Annotated in this window: 22 protein-coding genes; 8 read left to right on the top strand and 14 right to left on the bottom strand. The window is 69.0% G+C overall.

The annotated features are described in order from the left end of the window. Positions 1-25: 25 nt before the first annotated feature. Together hydA and ABZV44_RS04830 are read right to left on the bottom strand one after the other, a co-directional pair. Positions 26-1,447, bottom strand: coding sequence for a dihydropyrimidinase (gene hydA, locus ABZV44_RS04835; protein ID WP_354832114.1), 1,422 nt, complete (start codon positions 1,445-1,447; stop codon positions 26-28). Then, positions 1,444-2,280, bottom strand: coding sequence for a nitrilase-related carbon-nitrogen hydrolase (locus ABZV44_RS04830; protein WP_354832112.1), 837 nt, complete (start codon positions 2,278-2,280; stop codon positions 1,444-1,446). The genes hydA and ABZV44_RS04830 overlap by 4 nt, the downstream gene beginning before the upstream one ends. A gap of 124 nt (positions 2,281-2,404) precedes the next feature. On the opposite strand from ABZV44_RS04830, the gene ABZV44_RS04825 reads away from it, so the two are divergent. The 3 genes from ABZV44_RS04825 (at position 2,405) to ABZV44_RS04815 (ending at position 4,870) form a co-directional block, all read left to right on the top strand. Next, on the top strand, positions 2,405-3,817 hold the full coding sequence (locus tag ABZV44_RS04825) for an aminotransferase class I/II-fold pyridoxal phosphate-dependent enzyme (RefSeq protein WP_354832110.1): 1,413 nt from the start codon (positions 2,405-2,407) through the stop codon (positions 3,815-3,817). 83 nt (positions 3,818-3,900) lie between these two features. After that, a complete protein-coding gene (locus ABZV44_RS04820) occupies positions 3,901-4,341 on the top strand; it encodes a nuclear transport factor 2 family protein (protein ID WP_354832108.1) in 441 nt (146 codons plus the stop codon). 118 nt (positions 4,342-4,459) lie between these two features. Continuing rightward, positions 4,460-4,870: a hypothetical protein gene (locus tag ABZV44_RS04815; protein ID WP_354832106.1), complete on the top strand. Its 411-nt coding sequence runs from the start codon at positions 4,460-4,462 to the stop codon at positions 4,868-4,870. Positions 4,871-4,940: 70 nt separating this feature from the next. Here ABZV44_RS04815 and arc read toward each other — a convergent pair whose 3' ends face one another. Beyond that, a complete protein-coding gene (gene arc / locus ABZV44_RS04810) occupies positions 4,941-6,701 on the bottom strand; it encodes a proteasome ATPase (RefSeq protein WP_354832104.1) in 1,761 nt (586 codons plus the stop codon). Positions 6,702-6,944: 243 nt separating this feature from the next. Between arc and ABZV44_RS04805 the strand changes: the two genes are divergently transcribed. After that, positions 6,945-7,391, top strand: coding sequence for a hypothetical protein (locus tag ABZV44_RS04805; RefSeq protein WP_354832102.1), 447 nt, complete (start codon positions 6,945-6,947; stop codon positions 7,389-7,391). Between the two features lie 34 nt (positions 7,392-7,425). Continuing rightward, positions 7,426-7,851: a hypothetical protein gene (locus tag ABZV44_RS04800; RefSeq protein ID WP_354832100.1), complete on the top strand. Its 426-nt coding sequence runs from the start codon at positions 7,426-7,428 to the stop codon at positions 7,849-7,851. Between the two features lie 116 nt (positions 7,852-7,967). Here ABZV44_RS04800 and ABZV44_RS04795 read toward each other — a convergent pair whose 3' ends face one another. Continuing rightward, positions 7,968-8,801, bottom strand: a complete 834-nt coding sequence (locus tag ABZV44_RS04795; RefSeq protein ID WP_354832098.1) for a tRNA (adenine-N1)-methyltransferase — start codon at positions 8,799-8,801, stop codon at positions 7,968-7,970. Positions 8,802-8,904: 103 nt separating this feature from the next. Here ABZV44_RS04795 and ABZV44_RS04790 point away from each other — a divergent pair, with 103 nt between their 5' ends. Next, a complete protein-coding gene (locus ABZV44_RS04790; protein WP_354832096.1) occupies positions 8,905-9,762 on the top strand; it encodes a RecB family exonuclease in 858 nt (285 codons plus the stop codon). An 11-nt stretch (positions 9,763-9,773) separates the two neighbouring features. Here ABZV44_RS04790 and hisG read toward each other — a convergent pair whose 3' ends face one another. From hisG to ABZV44_RS04760, 6 genes are all read right to left on the bottom strand, one after another. Next, positions 9,774-10,625: an ATP phosphoribosyltransferase gene (gene hisG / locus ABZV44_RS04785; RefSeq protein ID WP_354832094.1), complete on the bottom strand. Its 852-nt coding sequence runs from the start codon at positions 10,623-10,625 to the stop codon at positions 9,774-9,776. 89 nt (positions 10,626-10,714) lie between these two features. Beyond that, positions 10,715-10,978: a phosphoribosyl-ATP diphosphatase gene (locus ABZV44_RS04780; protein WP_033085388.1), complete on the bottom strand. Its 264-nt coding sequence runs from the start codon at positions 10,976-10,978 to the stop codon at positions 10,715-10,717. 43 nt (positions 10,979-11,021) lie between these two features. After that, positions 11,022-12,824, bottom strand: coding sequence for a choline/carnitine O-acyltransferase (locus tag ABZV44_RS04775; protein WP_354832091.1), 1,803 nt, complete (start codon positions 12,822-12,824; stop codon positions 11,022-11,024). A 188-nt stretch (positions 12,825-13,012) separates the two neighbouring features. Continuing rightward, on the bottom strand, positions 13,013-14,374 hold the full coding sequence (locus tag ABZV44_RS04770; RefSeq protein WP_354832089.1) for an NAD(P)/FAD-dependent oxidoreductase: 1,362 nt from the start codon (positions 14,372-14,374) through the stop codon (positions 13,013-13,015). A 69-nt stretch (positions 14,375-14,443) separates the two neighbouring features. After that, complete coding sequence (locus ABZV44_RS04765) at positions 14,444-15,274, bottom strand: class I SAM-dependent methyltransferase (RefSeq protein ID WP_354832087.1); 831 nt, start codon at positions 15,272-15,274, stop codon at positions 14,444-14,446. Between the two features lie 13 nt (positions 15,275-15,287). Continuing rightward, on the bottom strand, positions 15,288-16,187 hold the full coding sequence (locus ABZV44_RS04760) for an arpA protein (protein ID WP_354832085.1): 900 nt from the start codon (positions 16,185-16,187) through the stop codon (positions 15,288-15,290). Positions 16,188-16,489: 302 nt separating this feature from the next. On the opposite strand from ABZV44_RS04760, the gene ABZV44_RS04755 reads away from it, so the two are divergent. Continuing rightward, on the top strand, positions 16,490-17,404 hold the full coding sequence (locus ABZV44_RS04755) for a toprim domain-containing protein (RefSeq protein WP_354832083.1): 915 nt from the start codon (positions 16,490-16,492) through the stop codon (positions 17,402-17,404). A 39-nt stretch (positions 17,405-17,443) separates the two neighbouring features. On the opposite strand, the gene ABZV44_RS04750 is transcribed toward ABZV44_RS04755, so the two are convergent. After that, the gene (locus ABZV44_RS04750) at positions 17,444-18,403 is read right to left on the bottom strand and encodes a YafY family protein (protein WP_354832081.1); all 960 of its coding nucleotides are present in this window, start codon (positions 18,401-18,403) and stop codon (positions 17,444-17,446) included. Positions 18,404-18,520: 117 nt separating this feature from the next. Here ABZV44_RS04750 and ABZV44_RS04745 point away from each other — a divergent pair, with 117 nt between their 5' ends. Then, entirely contained in the window at positions 18,521-19,645 is a 1,125-nt protein-coding gene (locus ABZV44_RS04745) for an epoxide hydrolase family protein (protein WP_354832080.1), read from the top strand. A gap of 48 nt (positions 19,646-19,693) precedes the next feature. Here the strand turns inward: ABZV44_RS04745 and ABZV44_RS04740 are convergent, their stop codons facing one another. From ABZV44_RS04740 to ABZV44_RS04730, 3 genes are all read right to left on the bottom strand, one after another. After that, on the bottom strand, positions 19,694-20,065 hold the full coding sequence (locus ABZV44_RS04740; protein ID WP_354832078.1) for an MmcQ/YjbR family DNA-binding protein: 372 nt from the start codon (positions 20,063-20,065) through the stop codon (positions 19,694-19,696). A 74-nt stretch (positions 20,066-20,139) separates the two neighbouring features. After that, positions 20,140-20,811 carry an HAD family phosphatase gene (locus ABZV44_RS04735; protein WP_354832076.1) on the bottom strand — a complete coding sequence of 224 codons (672 nt, stop codon included), beginning with the start codon at positions 20,809-20,811 and terminating at the stop codon, positions 20,140-20,142. Positions 20,812-20,892: 81 nt separating this feature from the next. Next, on the bottom strand, positions 20,893-22,602 hold the full coding sequence (locus tag ABZV44_RS04730; RefSeq protein WP_354832074.1) for a serine/threonine-protein kinase: 1,710 nt from the start codon (positions 22,600-22,602) through the stop codon (positions 20,893-20,895). Between the last annotated feature and the right edge of the window lie 63 nt (positions 22,603-22,665).

Below are 22,665 nucleotides of genomic sequence, written 5' to 3'. Positions count from 1 at the left end.
ACTCTCCCCTCGTAGCTCGGGTTCGTCAGATGAGGTTCTGGGACAGGGCGCGTTTGACGTACCGGCCGTGGCCGGCGCTGCCCAGGTACTGCCCCGCGTCGACGATCACCCGGCCGCGCGAGAGCACGGTGTCCACGTGCCCGTCGATCTCGAAGCCCTCGTAGGCCGAATGGTCCATGTTCATGTGGTGGGTCTTGCCCAGGCCGATGCTGGTGTGCCCGTGGGGGTCGTAGATCACCACGTCCGCATCCGCGCCGGGGCTGATGACGCCCTTGCGCGGGTAGAGCCCGAACATGCGGGCCGGGGCGGTGCAACACACCTCCACCCATTTCTCCAGGGAGATACGGCCGTCCTTGACACCCTGGAACATCAGGTCCATGCGGTGCTCGACGCCGCCGATCCCGTTGGGAATCTTGCTGAAATCGCCGAGGCCGAGCTCCTTCTGATCCTTCATGCAGAAGGGGCAGTGGTCGGTGGCCACGGTGCTGACGTCGCCGGTGCGGATGTAGCGCCACAGCTCGTCCTGATGGCCTTCGGCGCGGGCGCGCAGCGGTGTCGAGCACACCCATTTCGCGCCCTCGAAACCCGGTGCGCCCAGGTTCTCCTCGAGCGAGAGGTACAGGTACTGCGGACACGTCTCGCCGAAGACGTTCTGGCCCTTGCCCCGTGCCGCCGCGATCTGTTCCAGGGCCTGTTTGGCGGAGACGTGGACGACGTAGAGCGGGGCGCCCGTCATCTGCGCCAGCATGATCGCGCGGTGGGTGGCCTCCTCCTCCATCTGCCACGGGCGCGTGACGCCGTGGTGGTACGGCGCGGTCTCGCCCCGCGAAAGCGCCTGTTCCACCAGTACATCGATGGCGATCCCGTTCTCGGCGTGCATCATGAGCAGGGCGCCGAGCTCACCCGCGGTCTGCATGGCGCGCAGGATCTGGCCGTCGTCGGAGTAGAAGACGCCCGGGTAGGCCATGAACAGCTTGAAACTGGTGACACCCTCGGACACCAATTCGCTCATGCCCTCGAGGGATTCGGCGTCCACCGAGCCGACGATCTGATGGAATCCGTAGTCGACGGCGCAGTTTCCGGCCGCCTTCTCGTGCCACAGCGCCAGGCTGTCCTGGACCCGCTCGCCCGGCTTCTGCACCGCGAAGTCGACGATGGTGGTGGTACCGCCCCACGCGGCGGCGCGGGTGCCGGTCTCGAAGGTGTCCGACGCCTCGGTGCCGCCGAAGGGCAGCTGCATATGGGTGTGGCCGTCGACGCCGCCGGGGATCACGTACTTGCCGGTGGCGTCGATGACGGTGTCGGCGGTGGCGGCCAGGTCGGCGCCGAGCGCGGTGGATCCCGGCTGCACCACCGCGGCGATGGTCTCGCCGTCGATGAGGACGTCGAGGGGCTGGGATCCGGTGGCGGACACCACGATTCCGCCGTGGATGAACGTCGTGCTCACGGCTCCACCAGCTTTCCGTAGGCATCCGGACGCCGGTCCCGATAGAAGGCCCAGCGGTCGCGCACCACATTGATCAGTTCCATGTCCAGGTCGCGGACCACCAGCTCGGGGGCGGTGTCGGAGGCGACCTCGCCCACGAACTGCCCCTCGGGGTCGACGAAGTAGCTGGTGCCGTAGAAGTCGTCGTCGCCGTACTCCTCGATGCCCACCCGGTTGATGGCTCCGATGAAGTACTCGTTGGCCACCGCCGAGGCGGGTTGCTCCAGCTTCCACAGGTAGCTCGACAGTCCGCGCGAGGTAGCCGAGGGATTGAACACGATCTCCGCTCCGGCCAGGCCCAGCGCCCGCCAGCCCTCGGGGAAGTGCCGGTCATAGCAGATATAGACCCCGATTCTGCCGACGGCGGTGTCGAAGACCGGCCAACCCAGATTGCCGGGGCGGAAGTAGAACTTCTCCCAGAACCCGTTGACCTGCGGAATGTGGTGTTTGCGGTACTTGCCGAGGTAGCTCCCGTCGGCGTCCACCACCGCCGCCGTGTTGTACAGCAGTCCCGGCTGCTCCTGCTCGTAGACGGGCAGCACCATCACCAGGCCGAGCTCGCGGGCCAGCGCCGCGAACCGCTCCACGGTGGGACCCGGCACCGATTCGGCGTAGTCGTAGAACTTGGTGTCCTGGACCTGGCAGAAGTACGGCCCGTAGAACAGCTCCTGGAAGCAGATCACCTTCGCCCCCGCCGCAGCAGCCTGCCGCGCGTAGTCCTCGTGCGCTTTGATCATTGACTCTTTGTCGCCGGTCCAGCTCGTCTGCACCAGCGCCGCTCGAACAATCGCCATAGTTTGTGATACTGCACCTGAAACGAATTCGCTTGTGTTACAAGATGAAGGAAACGATTTCGTGACCGTAAAACCTCCGGCGCACCCGTCGGAGCCACCCCCGTCCCCCTCGCACACTGAGTCTGTGACCGCCGAATCCGCCGCCGACCTGGCCGCCGCCGCACACGACCGCACCGCGGCCGGGATCGCGGCCGGAATCGGCCAGCGGATACGGTCGGGCGCGCTGGCACCCGGCACCCGGCTGCCCACCGTGCGCGAGGTGGCCCGGGAACTGAAGGTCTCCCCCGTGACGGTCAATCAGGCGTGGCGGGCGCTGGCGGCCGCCGGGGCGATCGTGGCGCGCGGCCGGGCGGGCACCTTCGTCCAGGACGCGCCGCACGCCCCCCGCGCGCCCGCCGCCGGACGCTATCAACGCCTCCACCCCCACTCCGACAGCGTCTTCCGCATCGACCTCTCACGCGGCACCCCCGATCCGGCGCTGCTGCCCGACCTCACCGCCGCATTACGCGGTCTCGGCGACGACGGCCGCATCGACGACCTGTCGGCCACCTACCTCGGCGAGGCCGTGCTCCCCGAGCTCGAAGCCGCCATTCGCGCGGACTGGCCGACCCGCGCCGAACGGTTCACCATCCTCGACGGCGCGCTCGACGCCGTCGACCGCCTGCTGGCCGCCCACGTCCGGCTGGGTGACGCGGTGGCGGTCGAAAACCCGTGCTTCCCGCCGTTTCTGGACCTGCTGGCCCGGCTCGGGGCGCGAGCGGTTCCCATCGATCTCGACGAATCCGGTATGCGCCCGGATCGGCTGGCCGCCGCCCTGGCGGCCCGCTCCCCGATCCTCGTGCTGCTCCAGCCGCGCGCTCAGAACCCCACCGGCGCCTCGCTGTCGGCGCGGCGGGTGCGCGAACTGGCCGACGTGCTGGCCGATGCCGCGGTCGTCGCGGGCGGCACGCCGGTCATCGTCGAGGACGACCACAGTTCGGGCATCACCCACGCGCCCCTGCGCTCCCTCGCAGCCCGCCTGCCGACCCGCACCGTGCACATTCGCTCCTACTCCAAATCCCACGGCGCGGACCTGCGCCTGGCCGCCGTCGGCGGCCCCGCCGACCTGCTCGACCCGCTCCTCGAACGGCGCATGCTGGGACCGGGCTGGACCAGCCGGCTGCTCCAGAGGGTGCTGCTGCACATGCTCACCGACGACGCCGCCCGGACCACCGTCACCACGGCCCGCGGCATCTATCGCGCTCGCGCCGACGCCCTGCGAAAATCCTTGTCGCACCACGACATCCGTCTCCCCCGCGGCGACGGGATCAACCTCTGGTTCCCCGTCACGGACGAGAACGCCGCCATCATCTCCCTGGCCGCCGCCGGCATCAAAGCGGCCCCGGGCGGCCCGTTCGAGGTGACCGACCACCCCCACACCGACCACCTGCGCCTCACCGTCGCCGCCCTCGCCGACTCCGTAATCCCCGAGGTGGCACGGCATCTCGCGACCGCCGCGGTGGCCGTGCCGACCTACCGCCGGGTCCGGCGGGCCTGACACCGCGTCCACCCAGCGGGCAATCGCGGGTCACGCCTGCCCCGGACCAGTAGAAACGATCTTGACCCTATCGAGGAGACCCCATGGACCAGCTGGAAACCCGACTCGCCCTGCGCGAACTGACCGAGCGCTACGCCTCCCACGCCGACCGCCGCCGCGATGCGGCCATCGCCGAACTCTTCACCGCGGACGGCACATTGGTCATCGAGTGGGGCGGCGAGCAGCCCACGACGACGGTGCGCGGCCGCACCCAGATCGAAGCGGCCATGCGGCCCCTCGACCGCTACCGCATCACCCGGCACGTGATCGCCAACCAGCTGCTGGACTTCTCCGGCGACGAGGTGCGGGGCGAAACCTATTGCACCGCTTCCCATGTCTACGACGATGCCGACGGCTCCCGGGTCTTCGTCATGCACATCCGCTACGACGACACCTTCGCCCGCGACGGCGGCGCGTGGCGGTTCCGGCAGCGCCGGCTCATCGTCGACTGGACCGAGGATCGGCGGCTGCGCAGCACCCGGTGATCACGGTCTCCGGCGGGTGATTGCCCCCACCGCGACCATGCCGTCCGTTACAGTCGCCCGGCACGAGCCGATGCTCTCATCGATGCGCACTGTCAATCGACGTTCCATGGAGGGGTACATGAACACGATCACCCGTAGCGTCACCGGCCTGGCCGCCGCGGCCGCCCTCACCGGTGCCGCCCTCGTCCTCGGCACCGGCCCCGCGGCCGCCGACGACTGGCCCGTCCAGCAGGACCGCAGCCCCATCTACGTTTTCGAGACCCACGACTTCCTCACCCCCGGCGACCCCGACTTCTGGAACCCGCTGGTCAACCGTGCCCGCCTCACCTCGCCGTTCGGCACCTCGACCCGCATCGTGTGCTCGGGCTTCCACGGCGTCACCACCAACTGCGTCCAGGCCGACGCCGACGGCAACCCGCACGCACTGAAGCGGCTGCCGTTCAACTTCCCGAACGTGAGCGGCTCCGGCGCCCCGGGTGGCGGTGTCTCGCACTGGGTCTACCCCGGCTTCATCCCCGGGATCAGCTGACTCGCATCGGCATCCACGCGTGCGAAGGGGCTCGCATCCGAAAGGATGCGAGCCCCTTGGCTTTTCCGGCTTACAGGTACTGGCCGGTGTTCGACTCGGTGTCGATGGCGCGGCTGGCGCTGGCGTTCTTCCCCGTCACCAAGGTGCGGATGTAGACGATGCGCTCGCCCTTCTTACCCGAGATGCGGGCCCAGTCATCGGGATTCGTGGTGTTGGGCAGGTCCTCGTTCTCGGAGAACTCGTCCACGATCGAATCGTAGAGATGCTGGATGCGCAGACCCGGATTGCCGGTTTCCAGGACGGACTTGATGGCGTACTTCTTGGCCCGGTCCACGATGTTCTGGATCATGGCGCCGGAGTTGAAGTCCTTGAAGTACAGGACCTCCTTGTCACCGTTGGCGTAGGTGACCTCCAGGAAGCGGTTGTCCTCGGACTCGGCGTACATGCGGTCCACCACGCGTTCGATGGTGGCCTGCACGCACTTGCCGCGATCACCGTCGAACTCCTGCAGATCCTCGCTGTGCAGCGGCAGCGTCTCCGTCAGGTACTTGGAGAAGATGTCCTGCGCGGCTTCGGCATCCGGGCGCTCGATCTTGATCTTCACGTCCAGGCGGCCGGGCCGCAGGATCGCGGGATCGATCATGTCCTCACGGTTGGAGGCGCCGATCACGATCACGTTCTCCAGGCCCTCGACGCCGTCGATCTCCGAGAGCAGCTGCGGCACAACGGTGGTCTCCACATCGGAGGAGACGCCCGAACCGCGGGTGCGGAAGATCGAATCCATCTCGTCGAAGAACACGATCACCGGGGTGCCCTCGGACGCCTTCTCGCGGGCCCGCTGGAAGATGATCCGGATGTGGCGCTCGGTCTCACCCACGAACTTGTTGAGCAGCTCGGGGCCCTTGATGTTCAGGAAGAACGACTTGGCTTCCTTGGCATCCTCACCGCGCGCCTCGGCGATCTTCTTGGCGAGCGAGTTGGCGACGGCCTTGGCGATCAACGTCTTACCGCAACCGGGCGGACCGTAGAGCAGCACGCCCTTGGGCGGGCGCAGCGCGTACTCGCGGAACAGATCCTTGTGCAGGAACGGCAATTCGACCGCGTCGCGGATCTGCTCGATCTGGCGCGAGAGACCGCCGATGTCCTCGTAGCCGACATCCGGCACCTCTTCGAGCACCAGGTCCTCGACCTCGGCCTTGGGGATGCGCTCGAAGGCGAATCCGGCCTTGGTGTCGACCAGCAGCGAATCACCGGGCCGCAGTTTGCGAATCGGACGATCCGGATCCTCGAGGTCGTCCACGTCGACCAGGGCGGTCAGCGGCCCGGACAACCAGACCACCCGCTCCTCGTCGGCATGCCCGACGACCAGCGCGCGGCGCCCGTCGTCGAGAACCTCTCGCAGCGTGCCGATCTCACCGATGGTGTCGAAACCGCCCGCCTCGACCACGGTCAGCGCCTCGTTGAGACGCACGGTCTGCCCGTAGTGGAGGGTGGTGGTGTCGATATTCGGCGAACACGTCAGCCGCATCTTGCGCCCGGAAGTGAACACATCGACCGTCTGATCGTCGTACACGCCGATGAGGACGCCGTAGCCCGAGGGTGGCTGGCCGAGGCGGTCCACTTCCTCACGGAGAGCGACCAGTTGCTGGCGCGCTTCCTTCAAGGTGTCCATCAGTTTGGTATTGCGAATCGTCAGCGAATCGACGCGCGCTTCCAATTCCCGTGTGCGATCCGGCGTGTCGGCGAGTTGCCTCCGGAGTGCAGCGGCCTCGGCACGTACTGCCTCGAGTTCCCTCCAGGCGGCCGAATCCGAATGTTCGATGGGGCTCATGATGCTGCTCCTCCCAGTCCCGGTCTATCAACGCTACCGGGCTCTAACCGTTCCCGCTTTCCGACATGGTTTCGTCGTGATCACATCTAGGCTGCGGCCTGCAGGCCGGACGAGCATGTTAGCCTGCCCTAACCTGTTTCCGGTGAGTTAATCGCCGGACCGAGCCGAAAGGCGCCGTTGATGCTCCTTCCCACCAGTCGTACTCCTGGTATGCGCAACGTCACGCGGACGCTTCGTGTTTCCGTGGCTACCGTCGCGGCCTTCGCGGCCGTTACGGCAACTGTGACCGGCTGCGGCTCCGACGACAAGGGTTCTTCGTCCTCGACCACCACCGTATCGGCCACCGCCGCCGCGCCCGCGCCGACCGCGGACGCCCTGCAGGGCGTGCTCACGGCCTTCGCCGACCCGGCGAAGCCGGCTGCCGACAAGGCCAAACTAGTCGTCGACGGCGACAAACGTCTCGGAAATATCGACACCATGAACCAGGGACTGGCCCATTACCAGGTCGGGTTCACCGTCGGTGAGATCAAGCAGGACGGGACCAAGGCCGACGCGAAGGTGTCGGTGACCTCCCCGCACGGCACCATGCCCGACGTCCCGATGACCTTCCAGTACAGCGACGGCGCGTGGAAGCTCTCCGACGCCGGCGCCTGCACGATCCTCGGCATGGCCCGCGCGGCCTGCCAGTAACCACCCCTTCGAGTCCCGAAAGGCCCGTTCGTTCATGCTCGCTCGTTCCGTTCGCCTGTCCCTGGCCGTCGCCGCGGCCGCCGTCGCCCTCACCTCCGGTGCGGGCCTCGCCGGCGCCGACACCCCCGCGCCCTCCGCCGACGAGTTGCAGTCGACGCTGACCCGCTTCACCGACCCGGCCGTGCCCGCCGCCGACAAGGCGAACCTGATGGTCAACGGCGGTGCGCGCACCTCGAACCTCGAGACGATGAACCGGGGCCTGGCCAACTACGGCAGCATCGGCTGGACGGTCTCGGGTGTGCAGGCCAACGGCGACACCGCCAATGCCTCGGTCGCCATCGTCTCCCCGCACGGCACCATGCCCGGCGTGCCCATGAGCTGGCAGCACACCGACGCGGGCTGGCAGTTGTCGGAGAACACCGGCTGCACCATCCTGGCCATGGGCAAGGCGCCCTGCTGACGCCGCGAAACCGCCTCGCGACCGGCTGAATACGACGACGCGCCCCCGCCGTTCCGTGGCGGGGGCGCGTTCGTTTCGAGGCCGGATCCGGCGTCGAGAAATATCTTCCCGGCGCGCTAGCCCTTGGACGGGCGGCGCTGCGGCTTGGGGGCGGTGACGCCGTCGGCGAGCCGGCGGGCCTTGACCAGGAAGGCGGTGTGGCCCTGCATGCGGTGTTCGGGGCGCACCGCGAGGCCGACCACGTGCCAGGGGCGCACCATGGATTCCCAGGCGGTGGGCTCGGTCCAGCAGCCCTGGCGGCGCAGCGCCTCGACCACCTCGGAGAGCTGGGTGGTGGTCGCCACGTAGGCGAGGAAGACGCCGCCGGGGATCAGTGCCTTCGAGACGGCCTCGAGCGCGTCCCACGGCTTGAGCATGTCGAGGACGACGCGGTCGACCTGTTCGCCGGCGTAGTCCGCCACGTCGCCGAGGGTGAGCTCCCAGTTGGCGGGGCGTTCGCCGAAGAAGCGCTCGACATTCTTGACCGCGTGCTCGGCGTGGTCGTCGCGGATCTCCCAGGAGATGACCTTGCCCTCGGGGCCGACCGCGCGCAGCAGCGAGCAGGTCAGCGCGCCCGAGCCGGCGCCGGCCTCCAGGACCTTCGCGCCGGGGAACATGTCGCCCTCGTGGACGATCTGGGCGGAGTCCTTGGGGTAGATGACCGCCGCGCCGCGCGGCATGGACAGCACGTAGTCGGTCAGCAGCGGGCGCAGGGCCAGGTAGGGGGTGCCCTTGGCGGAGTTCACCACGCAGCCCTCGTCGGCGCCGATGAGGTCGTCGTGGTTGATGTGGCCGGCGTGGGTGTGGAATTCCTTGCCCGCCTCCAGGATCACCGTGAACTTGCGCCCCTTGGCGTCGGTCAGCTGTACCCGGTCACCGATCTGGAATGGGCCGGTCCGTCTGGCCGTCATGAATCTCCGTTCTGCGTGGTTGTGGTGAAGTCGTGCGTCGCCGCGAATGTGCTGCGCCGGATTCGTCCGCACCTTGTCGGTGCCTGCGTTTAGCCTGCCAGGTATGTCGGTTGACGTGATCAGTACCCCGGAGACAGCGCGGTTCGCTCCGCGCGGCCCCGCCCTGTCCCCCTCGCGCGCAATCGATTTCAAGCAGTGCCCGTTGAAATACCGGCTGCGGGTCATCGACCGGATTCCGGAACCGCCCTCGCGGGCGGCGGTGCGCGGCACGGTGGTGCACGCCGTGCTGGAGGCACTGTTCGGGCTGCCCGCCACCGAGCGGGATGCCGAGGCCGCGGCCGCGCTCGTCGAACCCGCGTGGACGGGGGTGCGCGAGTCGCAGCCCGAGGTGGAGTCGCTGATCCCGGCCGAGGAACTGCCCGGGTTCCTGGCCGAGGTGCGCAAGCTGGTGGGCGTGTACTTCCGGCTGGAGGATCCGTCCGGCTTCGATCCGGAGTCGTGCGAGACCTTCATCGAGGCCGACCTCCCCGACGGCACGCCATTGCGCGGCATCGTGGACCGCATCGACCGCTCGGCCGACGGGGAACTGCACGTCATCGACTACAAGACCGGCCGCGCCCCGGGCCTCACCTACGAGACCCGGGCCCTGTTCCAGCTGAAGTTCTATGCCCTGGTCCTGCTGCGCACCCAGGGCCGGGCGCCGGCGGAACTGCGGCTGATGTACCTCGCCGACGGCGTCACCCTCACCTACGCGCCGGACCCGGAGGAACTGCTGCGCTTCGAGCGGATCCTGTCGGCGCTGTGGGCCGCCATCGTGACCGCCGCCGAGACCGGGGAGTTCCCGCCCAGCCCGAGTTGGCTCTGCGAGTACTGCGATTTCAAGCGACTATGCCCCGAATTCGGCGGCACCCCACCGCCTTTCCCGTCCGGCGAGGACGAGCCGGAATCCGGCCCGTCCTGACCCGGCCGGAATCAGAAGGCGCGGCAGGACCGGATGTCGGTGGCCAGGATCGCCTTGGCGCCCAGGTCCGCGAGCTGGTCCATGAGCTCGTTGCCGTTCTTGCGCGGCACCAGCGCGCGCACCGCGACCCACTCGGGATCGGTGAGCGGCGACACGGTCGGCGACTCCAGCCCGGGGGTGATCTTGACCGCCTCCTCGAGCAGCGCCTTGGGGCAGTCGTAGTCCAGCATCAGGTACTGCTGGGCGAAGACCACGCCCTGGATGCGGGCGACGAGCTGGTTGCGGGCCTTGTCGTGCTGGTCGGCGCCCTCGGCCTCGATGAGCACGCCCTCCGAGGAGCACAGCGACTCGCCGAAGGCGACCAGGTTGTGCTGGCGCAGGGTGCGGCCGGAGCCGACCACGTCGGCGATGGCGTCGGCGACGCCGAGCTGGATGGAGATCTCGACCGCGCCGTCGAGGCGGATGACCTCGGCCTCGATGCCGTGCTTCGCCAGGTCCGTCAGCACCAGGTTCGGGTAGGAGGTGGCGATGCGCTTGTCGTAGAGGTCCTCGACCTTCCATTCGCGCCCGGCCGGGGCGGCGTAGCGGAAGGTGGAGCGGCCGAAGCCGAGAGCGAGCCGTTCCTGCACGGGCGCACCGGAATCCAGGGCCAGGTCGCGGCCGGTGATGCCCAGGTCGAGCTCGCCGGAACCGACGTAGATGGCGATGTCCTTGGGCCGCAGGAAGTAGAACTCGACCTGGTTGACCGGGTCCAGCACGCTCAGCTCACGGGAGTCGGTGCGCTTGCGGTAGCCCGCCTCGGACAGGATGGCGAGGGCGGATTCGGAGAGTGCGCCCTTGTTGGGGACTGCGACGCGAAGCATGGGAGGTCCTTTCGGAACGGGGAGGGAAGACGTGTCGACAGGGGGCTGAGCGAACGGTGCGCCGCAGGTTCGTGCGGCGCACCGGCGCATCACAGATGTCGGTACACGTCCTCGAGCCGCAGCCCGCGGCCCACCATCAGCACCTGCACCCAGTAGAGCAGCTGCGAGATCTCCTCGGAGAGTTCCTCATCGCTCTGGTACTCGGCCGCGATCCAGACCTCGCCGGCTTCCTCGAGCACCTTCTTGCCCTGCGCATGCACGCCGGCGTCCAGGGCGGCGACGGTGCCCGACCCCTCGGGGCGGTTGGCGGCACGATCCTGCAGCTCGGCGAACAGGGCTTCGAAAGATTTCACGGGGAGTGATTCTTTCAGACGGGCGCACACTCCCCGCAATCGGTTATACGGTGAGCAGTTCGGCGAGTTCGGCGACCGCCCCGCGCAGCTGCTCGGCGAAGTCGTGCATCTGCTGGGCGACGTGCTTGGGCGTGGCCAGGTAGAGGTTCCAGCGGTCGGGCAGCAGCACGTAGGCGATGCCGATGCACTTGGGGCTGGTGGAGCCGAACCCGAAGTACTGGATGTTCACCGACGGCGCGGAGCTGGTGCTCAGGTAGTCGTCGCGGGTGATGGTCCAGCCGGGGCTGTCGTAGAAGGCCATCGGGGCCGTGGCGCCGAGCTGTTCGCCGCGGCGGCGCTGGATCCACTGCAGTTCCCACAGGTGCTGTTCGGGGGCCTCGCCGCGCTGGCATTCCTGGGCGCGGCGCACGTGTGCCTCGGCGGCGGTGCGCAGGGCCACCAGTTTGCGGTCCCGGTCCACGGCCGGATCCTCCATGGCGGCAACGAAATCCAGCATCTCCTGGGTGATCACGCGCATGGCCTCGGTGCGGCCGTTGCGGAACTGGCGGGTGGCGATGGATTCGTAGGTGGCGCCGTTGAGCCCCTTGCTGCGGCGGTGCGCGAGCTGATAGCTCAGCTGCGCGAAGGCGTCCGGGGAGATGCCCAGCCGCTTGGCGCGGTTGGTGCCGAAGTCGAACGACACCGTGGTGGTGGCGTTGTCGGCGGCGTACTGCGCGAAGGACGCTGCGGCGGAGGCGATCTCGGTCTTGGATTCCGGGCCGAGGACGAACTCGACGGGTTCGATGGCGGGCAGGCCCTGCGCCTGCGCGCCCGACTGTTCGGCGTGGTCGCTCACCGGCGCCTCGAGCAGGGTGTCGACGAAGGACAGGATGGTGGTGCCGTCCAGCCCGCAGTGCTCGACATTGATGCCCGCTTCGCCGTCGGCGAAGACGATGAACGACACCGACTTGTCGAACCAGCGGTTGCCGCTGTCGCCGTGCAGCAGCTGGTCGCAGGCGTGCAGGGTGTCACGCGGCGCGAAGTCCTCGAGGCAGACGCAGAACAGCGCGGTCTCGACGGTGTCGAAGGCGGCGGCATTGGCGGGCCGCAGGGCGGCGTAGACCGGCGCCCAGTCGGCGCGGGCGAGCGTGGTGAGGTGCCCGGGCGAGGTGTTGGTGGCGGCGCGGCGCGCACCGGCCTTCATGACGGCGCGCAGGCCGTCGGCGAGGTCCTCGGGGGTGTAGGGGACGCCGCCGGGGCCGATGACGTCCATGCGGAACATGGTGCCGCGGTAGAAGACCACGATGTGGCGGGCGTCCGAGGGTCCGGGCCAGTCGTCGCTGTAGGGCGCCCGCACGGTGTCCTGCGGGGCGTCCGGTATGCGCGTCTCGGAGAACAGGAACTTGTTCTGCGCCATATTGAGTCGCGTGCCGCGCTGGGTGGCGGGCGGGATCTCCTCCTTGTCCAGGCGCAGCTTGTAGCCGACCGTCGCGGCGATGAGGGCGGCGGCGCGCTCGCTCTGGTCGGCGCTGGTCGAGGAGGCGAGGGCGGTGTCGTCGCGGAACAGGAAGAAGAAGTTCGCATTCAACGCGATCCGGTCGCGGCGGCCCAGGTAGCGGGAGGGCCAGAACTCGTCGAGCCAGCTGCCCACGCCCGGGGTCTCGTCGAACCGCTGCAGATCGGCGTGCAGGGTGCGGGCGGGGCTGTCGGGGCGCAGCAGATCCTCGACGGCGGCCGCGGTGGCGGCGTACTCGTCGGAGGTCAGCAGGGGCGCGCACCAGTGCAGGAAGCGGGTGCAGCTCTCCTCCAGGGTGGGCAGCGGGACGCGGGGCAGCTGCTCGTCGAAGGCGAAGGTGCTGTCGCTCAAGGGGTGTCCTCGTGGGTCGTCGGATAGGGGCAACCTGGCATTTGCACACGCGTGACCGTCCCCCTGGCGGTCACAGCACCCATTCTTGTCATCGAAACCGTCCGAGCGCCAGGCTTTCGCCCGAAACCACACGGTCGGACGGGATGTGGATTTACTGCGCCACAATAGTTTTCATGCGGGTTCCGGAGTCACCCGGGATCGCCGAGCCCCTTAAGCACCCGCGGCACCTCGTCGGTCCGCAGGTAGCAGCCGGACTGCTCGAATCCGCCGATGGTGTGGGTCTGGTAGTCGCCGTAGCCGATACGCAGGAAGTCGTCGCCGCTGAGGCCGTGCACGGTCCAGTCGAACGCCACGCGGGCGCGGGCGACGACGGTGCGCAGCGCCATCAGGTGGTAGCTGCGTGCCACGAATTGGGCTGGGACACCACGCAATCCGATGCCGAGCGGGCGGGCCAGCGCGTCCCGGCCGCCGAGGTCGACCACCATGCCGAGATCCGGATGCCGGTAGGGTTCGGATCGTCCGCCACGCAAGGTCGCCAGCAGGTTCTTGCCCAGGTGCCGGCCCTGGCGGATGGCGTGCTGGGCGGTGGGCGCGCACACCTTGTCGACGCCGTCGGTCAAATCCGGGACGGCGGCGGCGTCACCCATGGCCCACACGCCCTCCAGCCCGGGAACAGAGAGGTCGGCGTGCGCGATGATGCGTCCCTTGTCGGTTTCCGCGCCGAGGTGCCCGGCCAGCGGGCTCGGGGTGACGCCGGCGGTCCACAGCACGGTGCGGGAGGGGATGAATCGCCCATTGGTGAGTTTCACCCCGTTGGCCGTCACCTCCGCCGCCGACGCTCCGGGGATGAGTTCGATTCCGCGTTCGGCCAGAATCCTTTTCGCCTCCGCGCCGAGCCGTTCGCCCAGCTCCGGCATGATGCGGTCGCCGTGGGTGACCAGGTGCCACCGCACCATGCCGCGTTCGGTTTCGGGAAAGAAGCGCTTGGCGGCGGCGTGGCAGACCTTGTTCAGGACCGCGGCGGTCTCGGTCCCGGCGTAGCCCGCGCCGATGGTGACGAAGTTGAGCCGCTCCCGGTCCCCGTCCAGCCCGCCGCGCAGCGCGGCGACGTCCAGTTGCCGCAGCACATGGTCGCGCAGGTACATGGCCTCCGGCAGGGTCTTCATACCGAAGCCGTGCTCCTTGAGCCCCGGCACGTCCAGCACCCGGGTGATGGAGCCCGGGGCCAGGACGAGATGGTCGTACTCGAGGGCGGTTTCGCGGCCGGTGGATCGGCGCACCACCACCCGCCGGGTGTCGTGGTCCACCCCGACCGCCATGCCCGGCACTACCTCGGTGCGGCGCAGGACCCGGCGCAGGGACACCGAGACCGACCGAGGGTTGAGGGTGCCGGAGGCGACCTGCGGTAGCAGCGGGAGATACAGCAGTCCGGCGTCCGGCGAGACGAGTTGGATGAACGCCTCGTCGGGCCGCACTCGGCGTTCCAGATATCGGGCGCACTCGACGCCCGCGAAACCACCGCCGACAATTACGATCTTCGCTGGTGCCACCGATTCACCGTAACAATCGCGGGGAGTTTTCAGGTGAATCCGGGATGTGAATTCGATGTGCGACGCGATTCATTGTTCGGTCGCGACGCTGACTTTCGGCCGCGACAGATACAGCTGGGCGTAGAGCCACCCGTCGGATTCGGCGCCGGCGGGATCGATTCCGCTGTCCGCCAGGGTGTTCAGTACCCGCGCCTGCTCGTCCGCGGAGGCGAAGCGCCGCTGGCGGAACACGCCGGGTGCGCGTTCGGTGTGATAGCCGAGGGTCTCCAGGTGAGCGGCGATGGGGTCGAAGGAGAACATGCGCAGCACGAAATGTGCCATCCAGGGCAGTTTTCCGCCGTGGGCGCGGGCCACCCGCAGCAGGGTGCGTTCGGAGACGTAGCCGACGCAGCCGGTGGAGATGACCAGGTCCGCGGCGGCGAGGGTGCGGCGCTGGGCCTCGGTGGGGTCGCCCGACTCCAGGTCGGCGTGCACGGCGTCCTGGAGGAAGCCGGCGGCGCCGGCGTAGTCGAGAGCGGGGCGGGAGGCGTCCATGCCGATGAAGCGGACGCCGGGGAGCTGATCGCGGGTGTGCAGCAGCTGCCGGTCGCGGTCGATGAGCGCGGCGGTGTCGTCGCTGCCGCGGCCGCGGTACCGTCCGGCCAGGTCGGTCATGGTGGTGTCCAGGCGCAGCAGGGCCGCGTTCACGCCGTAGGAGCAGCCGATGTCGAGGACCGCGGGGGTGGCGATGCCGGTGGCCGACCGATACTCCGCGAGTAGCCGCTGGAAATGCGGTTTGGCCAATTCCGGTATCTGGTAATCCAATTCGGCCATGCGCGCGTAATACTCGCGTGGATCGGGGCGGTCGTAGATGTGGTCGAACGAGGCTTTTCCGGTGGAGCTGTGTAACGAAACCGGCACGAGCTGTTCCCTCTCAGTCGAGCAGTCGATCGCCGCGGACCTCACCGACGGCCAGATGATCCGGCAGTACCCGCCCGAACAGCTGCCGGGTCCGCTCGGCGGTGCCGATCAGTCCCGGGGTGTCGCTGTAGGCGAAGATCGCCGAATGCCGTTGCATCGTCCCGCCTACGGGCGCGACCCGGTGCAACGAGAATCTCCCCTGGAACAGCTGCAGATCCCCCGGCCGCAACTCCAGCCGCCGGACGAACCGCTCCCCCTGCCCCGTCAGCACGTCCCGCACATCCGCGAGGTGCTCCGCCTCCCGCGACCGGATGTTCGGGCAGTACTCGAACACCCCACCGCATTCCGGCTCCTGCGTGAGCATGCTGACGGTGAACTCGTTGGTATCGAAATGCCACGGATGCGACATTCCCGGCGCGACCACATTGAGGCACAACCCCGCCAGCGGGTCGGTGTACTCGTGGAGCTCGGCCAGCCCGAAGCAGTCCGCCACGAACCGCTGGAACCGGCGGTCGGTGTACAGCCGGTGGATCAGCGCGTCCGCGGGAATGAGATCCCTTGCCACGAACGCGTTCCCGCGGTGCAGCACGATCCGCCCCGGATGGTCCGGCGGCAGATCGGCATCGAGGGGAATGTTGTAGGCGTTGACGTCCTCCACGGTGTAATACGCGTGCGGAGCCAACGCCACCCCCTCACCACGCAAGGTATTCAGCAGCTCGGGCCTGATGAACCCGCGCAGCACGCAGCATCCATCCGCGGCCAGCTCGGCCCGCGCCTCGCCCACCGCCGCCAGCCACGCCGCACTCCCGGGCGAGTCCAGCGGATACTTCCCGACATCCACTCCCGGCACCGGGCCCCCGCCCGCCGCCGCATCGGCTTCCCACGAGTTTGCCCGACCCCCGACCGCAACCATGCGGTCCATTCTTGCCGCCCGAACGCCCGACACGCCCGAGTTCCACTCCGATTGTGAATTCTCACCATTCCTGCGCCCCAGCAGGTTTCATGCAGTACCGGTCGTCCGCTTCGTGGCGGCCGCCATCGATTCCGGCGACTCTACGCCATCCGGATCAGCCGATATCCACCGCCCGGGAGAGTCCATCCCGCGCCAGGGCGACGCGGATATCGGGCGGTTGATTCCGGTTGCGCTACAACCGGATTCATGACGGTTGACAACGCTGCTCAACGGGGTACACCGGTAGTGAGAGGACCGGCGTGATGGGCAGTCAGGGATCGTGGGAGACCATCAACCGGGCGCTGAATCGGGTGTCCGGGCCGGGGAGGCGCGGCACCGAGTGGACTACCTACCTGTGTCCGGTGCACGAGGCGGATGGGCGGCGGCATCGGCCGTCGCTGGGGGTCGTGTACAGCCTGCAGCGGCAGCGGACGGTCGTCCGGTGTTTCGCCGGGTGTTCGGATGAGGAGGTGCTGGAGCGGCTCGGGCTGCGGGTGCGGGACCTGTTCGACGCCCCGGCGGAGCGGCGGGGGTCACCGACGCGGGGGACGGTGGAGACGGGGCTGGCGGATCGGGCCATTTTGGCTGCGGGGCTGGCACTTTCGGTGCACAAGCGTGACTTCGGTCCGCCGATCGGGCGGTCGCGGCGGGTGGCGGCGTATATCTACCGGTGGCCGGATGGCAGTCCGGCGGGGTGTGTGTTCCGGGTTCGGACGCTGCATCGACAGGGGTACGTGAAGAGCTTCTATCAGCAGCGCCGGACCGAAACCGGTTGGGAGTACGGCGGATTCGAGCGGCTTCCGTTCCATTTGCCCGAGGTGATCGACGCCGTGGAGGACGGCCGTGACATCGTCGTCTGCGAGGGTGAGGCGGATGTGCTCACTGCCACGCGTGCCGGGTTGACCGCCACCTGCAATGCGGGCGGGGCGAACGGGTGGCATCGGGAGCATGCCGAATGGCTGCGGGGTGCGCATCGGGTGTGGGTGGTCGCCGATCGGGATGCGCCGGGGTATCGGCATGCGGCGAAAGTTGCCGAGTCACTGGTCGATTGCGTGGATGAGCTGCGGGTGGTGCAGGCGCGGGACGGGAAGGATCTCACCGATCACTGCAATGCGGGGCATCAGGTGTCGGAACTGGATCCGGTGCCCGTGCTGGACGAGCACTATCGCGGGCGGTGAGCACTATCGCGGGCGGTCAGCACGGTCGCGGGCGGTCGCTCAACCGGCAGTGCTGACGGCACGCTGGTAGCGGTCGATCAGGGTGCGCAGGGCGGCGACCAGATCGGGGGAATCGACGATGTCGAAATCGGCGTCCAGCAGACCCAGGTAGAGGGCGAGCATTTCGGGGTGGTCGGAGCCGGGCTCGAAGGCGCAGCGGTTGTCGCCGAGTTCCTCGATGTCGATGGGGATCGGGATGCGCGCGCGGACGTGAGCGGCGGGGGCGTGCACGATCACGCGGGCACGGAAACGCCACGTCGCCGAGCCGATTCCGCGTTCGACGTAGGACGCGATCTCGGCGTCGGGTGGCAGGGGACGCGGAATGAAGCGCGGTCCGGCCGGTGGGCGCGGGTCCGTGCGGTCGACGCGGAAGGTCCGCCAGTCGCCGCGGTCGAGATCCCACGCCAGCAGGTACCAGCGCTGGCGGTGGTTGACGAGACGGTACGGCTCGACCACACGCCGGGAGGATGCGCCCGAGTGGGACCGATAGTCGAACCGCAGGCGCTCGTGGTCGCGGCACGCGGCGGCGATGGCGGTCAGCGTGTCGGCGCCGACCCGGGGCCCGCGCATCGGAACCGGCAGCGCGTTCTGGAAGGCACTGACCCGGTGCCGCAGCCGTGACGGCAGGATCTGCTGCAGTTTGGTCAGCGCGCGCAGCGACGTCTCCTCGATGCCGAGGACCGAACCGCTTGCGGCGGTGCGTAATCCGACGGCCACCGCGACAGCTTCGTCATCGTCGAGCAGCAGCGGCGGCAGCGCGCCACCGGTCCCGAGCCGGTATCCCCCGTCCACGCCGGGCCGCGCCGCCACCGGATAGCCGAGTTCGCGCAGCCGATCCATGTCCTTGCGGATCGTGCGCGGGGTGACCTCGAGCCGTGCGGCGAGTTCGGCCCCGGTCCAGTCGCGCCGGGATTGCAGCAGCGACAGCAGCCGCAGCAGGCGGGCGGAGGTTTCCAGCATTTCTCGATGGTATTCGCGCATTGCGGAACGAACTGTTCCGCAATGGTCCATACCGTGGTGCCGAGCGAAAGACGAAGAGCCTCCGGCGAGGCTCTCCCCAGTGAACGGAACAGCCTGATGAGCACCGAGATTCGTCCCTTCACCCTCGACGTCCCCCAGTCCGACCTGGACTATCTGCACGACCGCCTGGACCGCGCCCACTGGGCCGTCCAGCTGCCCGGCACCGGCTGGGAGCGCGGCATCCCCGAAACCGCCCTGCGCGAGCTGGCCGACTATTGGCGCACCGAATTCGATTGGCGCGCACAGGAAGCCGCGCTCAATGCCTTCCCCCAGTTCACCACCGAGATCGACGGCCAGCACATCCACTTCCTGCATGTCCGTTCCGAGCGCCCCGATGCCCGGCCGCTGCTGATCACCCACGGATTCCCCAGCTCGATCGCCGAGTTCATGGGCCTCATCGGCCTGCTCACCGACCCGGCCGAGGGCCCGGCCTTCCATGTGATCGCCCCGTCCCTGCCCGGCTACACGCTGTCCACGCCGCTGAGCGCCGTCGGCTGGAGCATGGCCCGCGCCGCCCGCGCGTGGATCGAGCTCATGGCCCGCCTGGGGTACGACCGCTACGGCGTGCACGGCGGCGATGTCGGCAGCGGCGTCTCGGGCCTGGTCGCGGCCCTGGACCCCGAGCACGTCACCGGCATCCATGTGGTCACCGACCCGCTCACCGCCGCCAATGTCGCGACCTTCCTGCCCGGTCTGGCCGACGGCCTGGATCCCAACGACCCGATCGACAAGGTCATCCTGGATCGTATGGACACCTTCCGCCGCGAGGGTTCCGGCTACCTGGCCATCCAGAATTCCCGCCCCCAGACCATCGGCTACGGCCTGGTCGACTCCCCCCTGCTCCAATTGGCCTGGATCGCCGAGAAATTCGAGGCGTGGACCGACCTCCCCATCGACCGCGACCAACTCCTCACCACCGTCAGCCTCTACTGGTTCACCGGCTCCGGCGCGTCGGCCGCCCACACCCTCTACGAGCAGTCCCACTCCACCGAATGGGGCGCTCCCCCGTCGGTCCCGCAGGGCTTCGCCATCTTCGGCGCGGACGAGACCGTCCGCCGCGTCGTCCCCGCCCCCGCCGACGCCCACTGGACCGAATTCGAACGCGGCCTGCACTTCCCGGCGATGGAGGCCCCCGCCCACCTCGCCCGCGACCTCCAGACCTTCTTCGGCCCCCTGCGCTGACCCCGGAAAGCATGAACCGGCCCGGCGATACCGCCGGGCCGGTTCTCGTCACTCGGACGCCATCCGCCGATCCAGCTCCGCCACAAGCCGTTTCGCGGCCACCACCCGATAGGCGTCCTCGACGATCTCCCCGATCTCGTCCCACTCCACGGCCGTATCCAGATACACGCCGAGCCATCCGCGATGCCCCACATACGGCGGCCGGAAGAACCGCTCCGGCTCAGCGGCCACCAGCTCCTCCTGCACCCCCGCCGGTGCCGCACACCAGAATCCGACCCGCTCGTCGTGATGATGATCCGCGAACATCACGAACATCTTCTTCCCGCCCGCGAACCAGCACGGCTCCCCGTGACTGACCCGCTCGGTCACCTCGGGCAGCCCGGTGCACACACCCCGCAGCAACGCCAGCACGCTCTCCATACCCGCAGGCTAGGCGACGAACGACCTGCGGCCTTGGACGAATGGGAACCCCGGCGGGGTCATGGTGTTCGGAGTCAGCCGATTCCGGCGGGGACGAGATCGCCGAGGTCGGTCATGGTCAGCCCGACCAGGCTCTCGCGGAAGGTTCGGCCCGGGGCGTCCGGGACCGCGACCTCGCACGGCACCACCAGGAGCGCGCAGCCGGCGGCCTGGGCGGCGATCGAGCCGGTGGGCGAATCCTCGATGGCGACCGCGTTTTCCGGTGCGACGCCGAGGAGTTCGGCGGCTCGGAGGTAGACGTCCGGGGCGGGCTTGCCATGGGGTACCTCATCGGCGCAGACGGTGGCGCCGAAGAACTCGCGGCCGATGGTGTTCAGGCCGTACTCCGTCAGCGAGCGCTTGGTGTTGGTGACCAGGGCCATCGGGATGCCTGCGGCCTGCACCATTTCCAGCGCTTCACGCGCGCCGGGACGCCAGGGCACCGGGCCGTGGAACAGTTCGGTGACCCGTCGCTCCATCCAGTCCGAGGCCGTGGCGACGGCCTCGGGGGTGTGCTCGATACCCAAGCCGTCGAACAGAATCCGGAAGGCGTTCGGGCCGGACGCGCCGATCAGCGCGTGCCGGACCGTGTCGGTCAGCTCCCGCCCGTACTCGCCGGCCAGTTCGCGCAATGCCATGTCCCAGAGCTTTTCCGAGTCCAGCAGCGTTCCGTCCATGTCCCACAACACCGCGTCCAACCGCGCCACCGACTCGAACTCCTTCCACACCACCTGAACCAAAACCGGCTCCGCCGCGGGGCGGAGCCGGTTCAGCCTATCGGGGACCGGTCACAGACCCGAGGCCGCGATCATCAGGTGCCCGGTCGAGGAGTCGACCTGGATCCACCGGTTCTCGGTGGACACCTGCCCGTTCTTGGACACATAGGTCAGCGCCACCACCGCCCGGTTGTCGCCGTTGGGCGTGACCGCGCCCACGCTCACCGACGAGATGCCGCCCCAGAACTGCGCATACGCGTTGTAGCCGCCCGTGGAGGACTGGTAGCCGGGCGACAGCATCGACCACGCGCCACCAACATTGCCCGGAAGCATGGCGTAGTAGCCCTGGATGAACGAGGTCACCGAGGCGGCGGGCGGCGGGCCGAACGCTGTGGTCGACGACGGCGGCACGGTGGTCGTGCTCGGCCGGGCCGAGGAGGTGGGCGCCACCGACGAAGTCGGCGCGGGCGTGGTGGTCGGCGCGTGGGTGGCCGCACCCGCCTCGCCGGTGCGCGTGGGCTGCTGGGTGCCGCCGTCGGCCTGGCCCATATTGTCCGGGGAGGTCGCCGGAATCGGCGAGGCCCCCGCTGTGACCGAGCTGCCGTTGTTCGCCAGCGGCTGGTTGCCGCCACCGCTGTTGTGGCTGACCGACATGGCGATCACGACGGCCGCCACGAGCGCGGCCACCACGCCGGCCGCCACCAGCACCAGCCGCCGCGGATTCCGGTCCGCGCCACCGGTTTTCGCTCCCCCGGTCGCGCCCGGCGGCGGCGTGCCCGGCACCGTCCCGCGCGGCGGCGACACGTCCCGGGCCATGTCGACGTGCACGGTGGCGTCGGTGGCATTGCTGGGCGCGCCGGTGCGCGAGGTCGACATCACCGTTGTGGCGGCCGAACCGTCCACGGCGGCAGCGGCACTCATCGCGGGCAGCACCTTGGTCTGCTGGATCGGCACGGCCGGGGCCCGCCCCTCCGCCACCGCCTGCAGCCGTTCCGCCGCCTGCACCATCGTCGGCCGGTCCGCGCCCTCGGCCGCGAGCAGGTCCATCAGCACCGGCGCGAGCGCGGCGGCATGGGTCGGCGGCGGCACCTGGGCGCGCGCCACCGAGTGCAGCACCGCCAGGGGGTTGTCGCCCTCACCGAAGGGCGGCTTCCCCTCGACCGCCGCGTAAAGCGTTGAGCCCAGGGCGAACACGTCGGAGGTGGGCTCCGGGTTCTCGCCCCGCGCCACCTCCGGCGACAGGTAGGCGGGCGTGCCCGCCAGGAACCCCGTGGAGGTGACGGTCACGTCCCCGGTGGCTCGCGAGATGCCGAAGTCGGTGATCTTCACCGTTCCGTCGTCGGCCACCAGGATATTGGCGGGCTTGACATCCCGGTGCACGATCCCGGCCTTGTGGGCCGCGGCCAGCGCGTCGGCCACCTTGGCCCCGATCCGCGCCACCTCGACCGGCTCGAGTCGCCCCTTCTCCCGCATGAGCGCCGCCAGGCTGACGGCGTCCACGTATTCCATGACGAGCCAGGGCTGTCCGTCCTCCTCCGCCACGTCGAACACGGTGACGGCGTTGGGATGATGCAGTCGCGCCGCGATGCGCCCCTCACGCATCGCCCGCATCCTGGCCTCGACGGCCTGCGACCGGGTCAGCCCCGGTGTCAGCAGCAATTGCTTGACCGCGACCGTGCGCCGCAGCCGAACATCGGTCGCGCGCCACACGACCCCCATAGCACCGGTGCCGATCGGATCCGTTAGCCGGTACCGCCCCGCAATCAGCCGGTCTGCGCTCATGTGGTTGTGCCCCTCCTGCTGGCTTTCGCGGCCGAGCACCCCTGCAACTCTGCGCGAAAGCCC

It is taken from the genome of Nocardia sp. NPDC004860 (assembly GCF_040609015.1).
Taxonomy (GTDB): domain Bacteria; phylum Actinomycetota; class Actinomycetes; order Mycobacteriales; family Mycobacteriaceae; genus Nocardia.
Note: the sequence above shows the minus strand (reverse complement) of the source record. Positions and strands in the feature narration are given on the sequence as shown.

Coding starts and splice junctions, on each gene's coding strand:
- ABZV44_RS04830 (WP_354832112.1), bottom strand. CDS start 2,280: ATGGCGATTGTTCGAGCGGCGCTGGTGCAGACGAGCTGGACCGGCGAC.
- ABZV44_RS04820 (WP_354832108.1), top strand. CDS start 3,901: ATGGACCAGCTGGAAACCCGACTCGCCCTGCGCGAACTGACCGAGCGC.
- ABZV44_RS04815 (WP_354832106.1), top strand. CDS start 4,460: ATGAACACGATCACCCGTAGCGTCACCGGCCTGGCCGCCGCGGCCGCC.
- arc (WP_354832104.1), bottom strand. CDS start 6,701: ATGAGCCCCATCGAACATTCGGATTCGGCCGCCTGGAGGGAACTCGAG.
- ABZV44_RS04800 (WP_354832100.1), top strand. CDS start 7,426: ATGCTCGCTCGTTCCGTTCGCCTGTCCCTGGCCGTCGCCGCGGCCGCC.
- ABZV44_RS04795 (WP_354832098.1), bottom strand. CDS start 8,801: ATGACGGCCAGACGGACCGGCCCATTCCAGATCGGTGACCGGGTACAG.
- ABZV44_RS04790 (WP_354832096.1), top strand. CDS start 8,905: ATGTCGGTTGACGTGATCAGTACCCCGGAGACAGCGCGGTTCGCTCCG.
- hisG (WP_354832094.1), bottom strand. CDS start 10,625: ATGCTTCGCGTCGCAGTCCCCAACAAGGGCGCACTCTCCGAATCCGCC.
- ABZV44_RS04760 (WP_354832085.1), bottom strand. CDS start 16,187: ATGGTTGCGGTCGGGGGTCGGGCAAACTCGTGGGAAGCCGATGCGGCG.
- ABZV44_RS04755 (WP_354832083.1), top strand. CDS start 16,490: ATGGGCAGTCAGGGATCGTGGGAGACCATCAACCGGGCGCTGAATCGG.
- ABZV44_RS04750 (WP_354832081.1), bottom strand. CDS start 18,403: ATGCTGGAAACCTCCGCCCGCCTGCTGCGGCTGCTGTCGCTGCTGCAA.
- ABZV44_RS04745 (WP_354832080.1), top strand. CDS start 18,521: ATGAGCACCGAGATTCGTCCCTTCACCCTCGACGTCCCCCAGTCCGAC.
- ABZV44_RS04740 (WP_354832078.1), bottom strand. CDS start 20,065: ATGGAGAGCGTGCTGGCGTTGCTGCGGGGTGTGTGCACCGGGCTGCCC.
- ABZV44_RS04730 (WP_354832074.1), bottom strand. CDS start 22,602: ATGAGCGCAGACCGGCTGATTGCGGGGCGGTACCGGCTAACGGATCCG.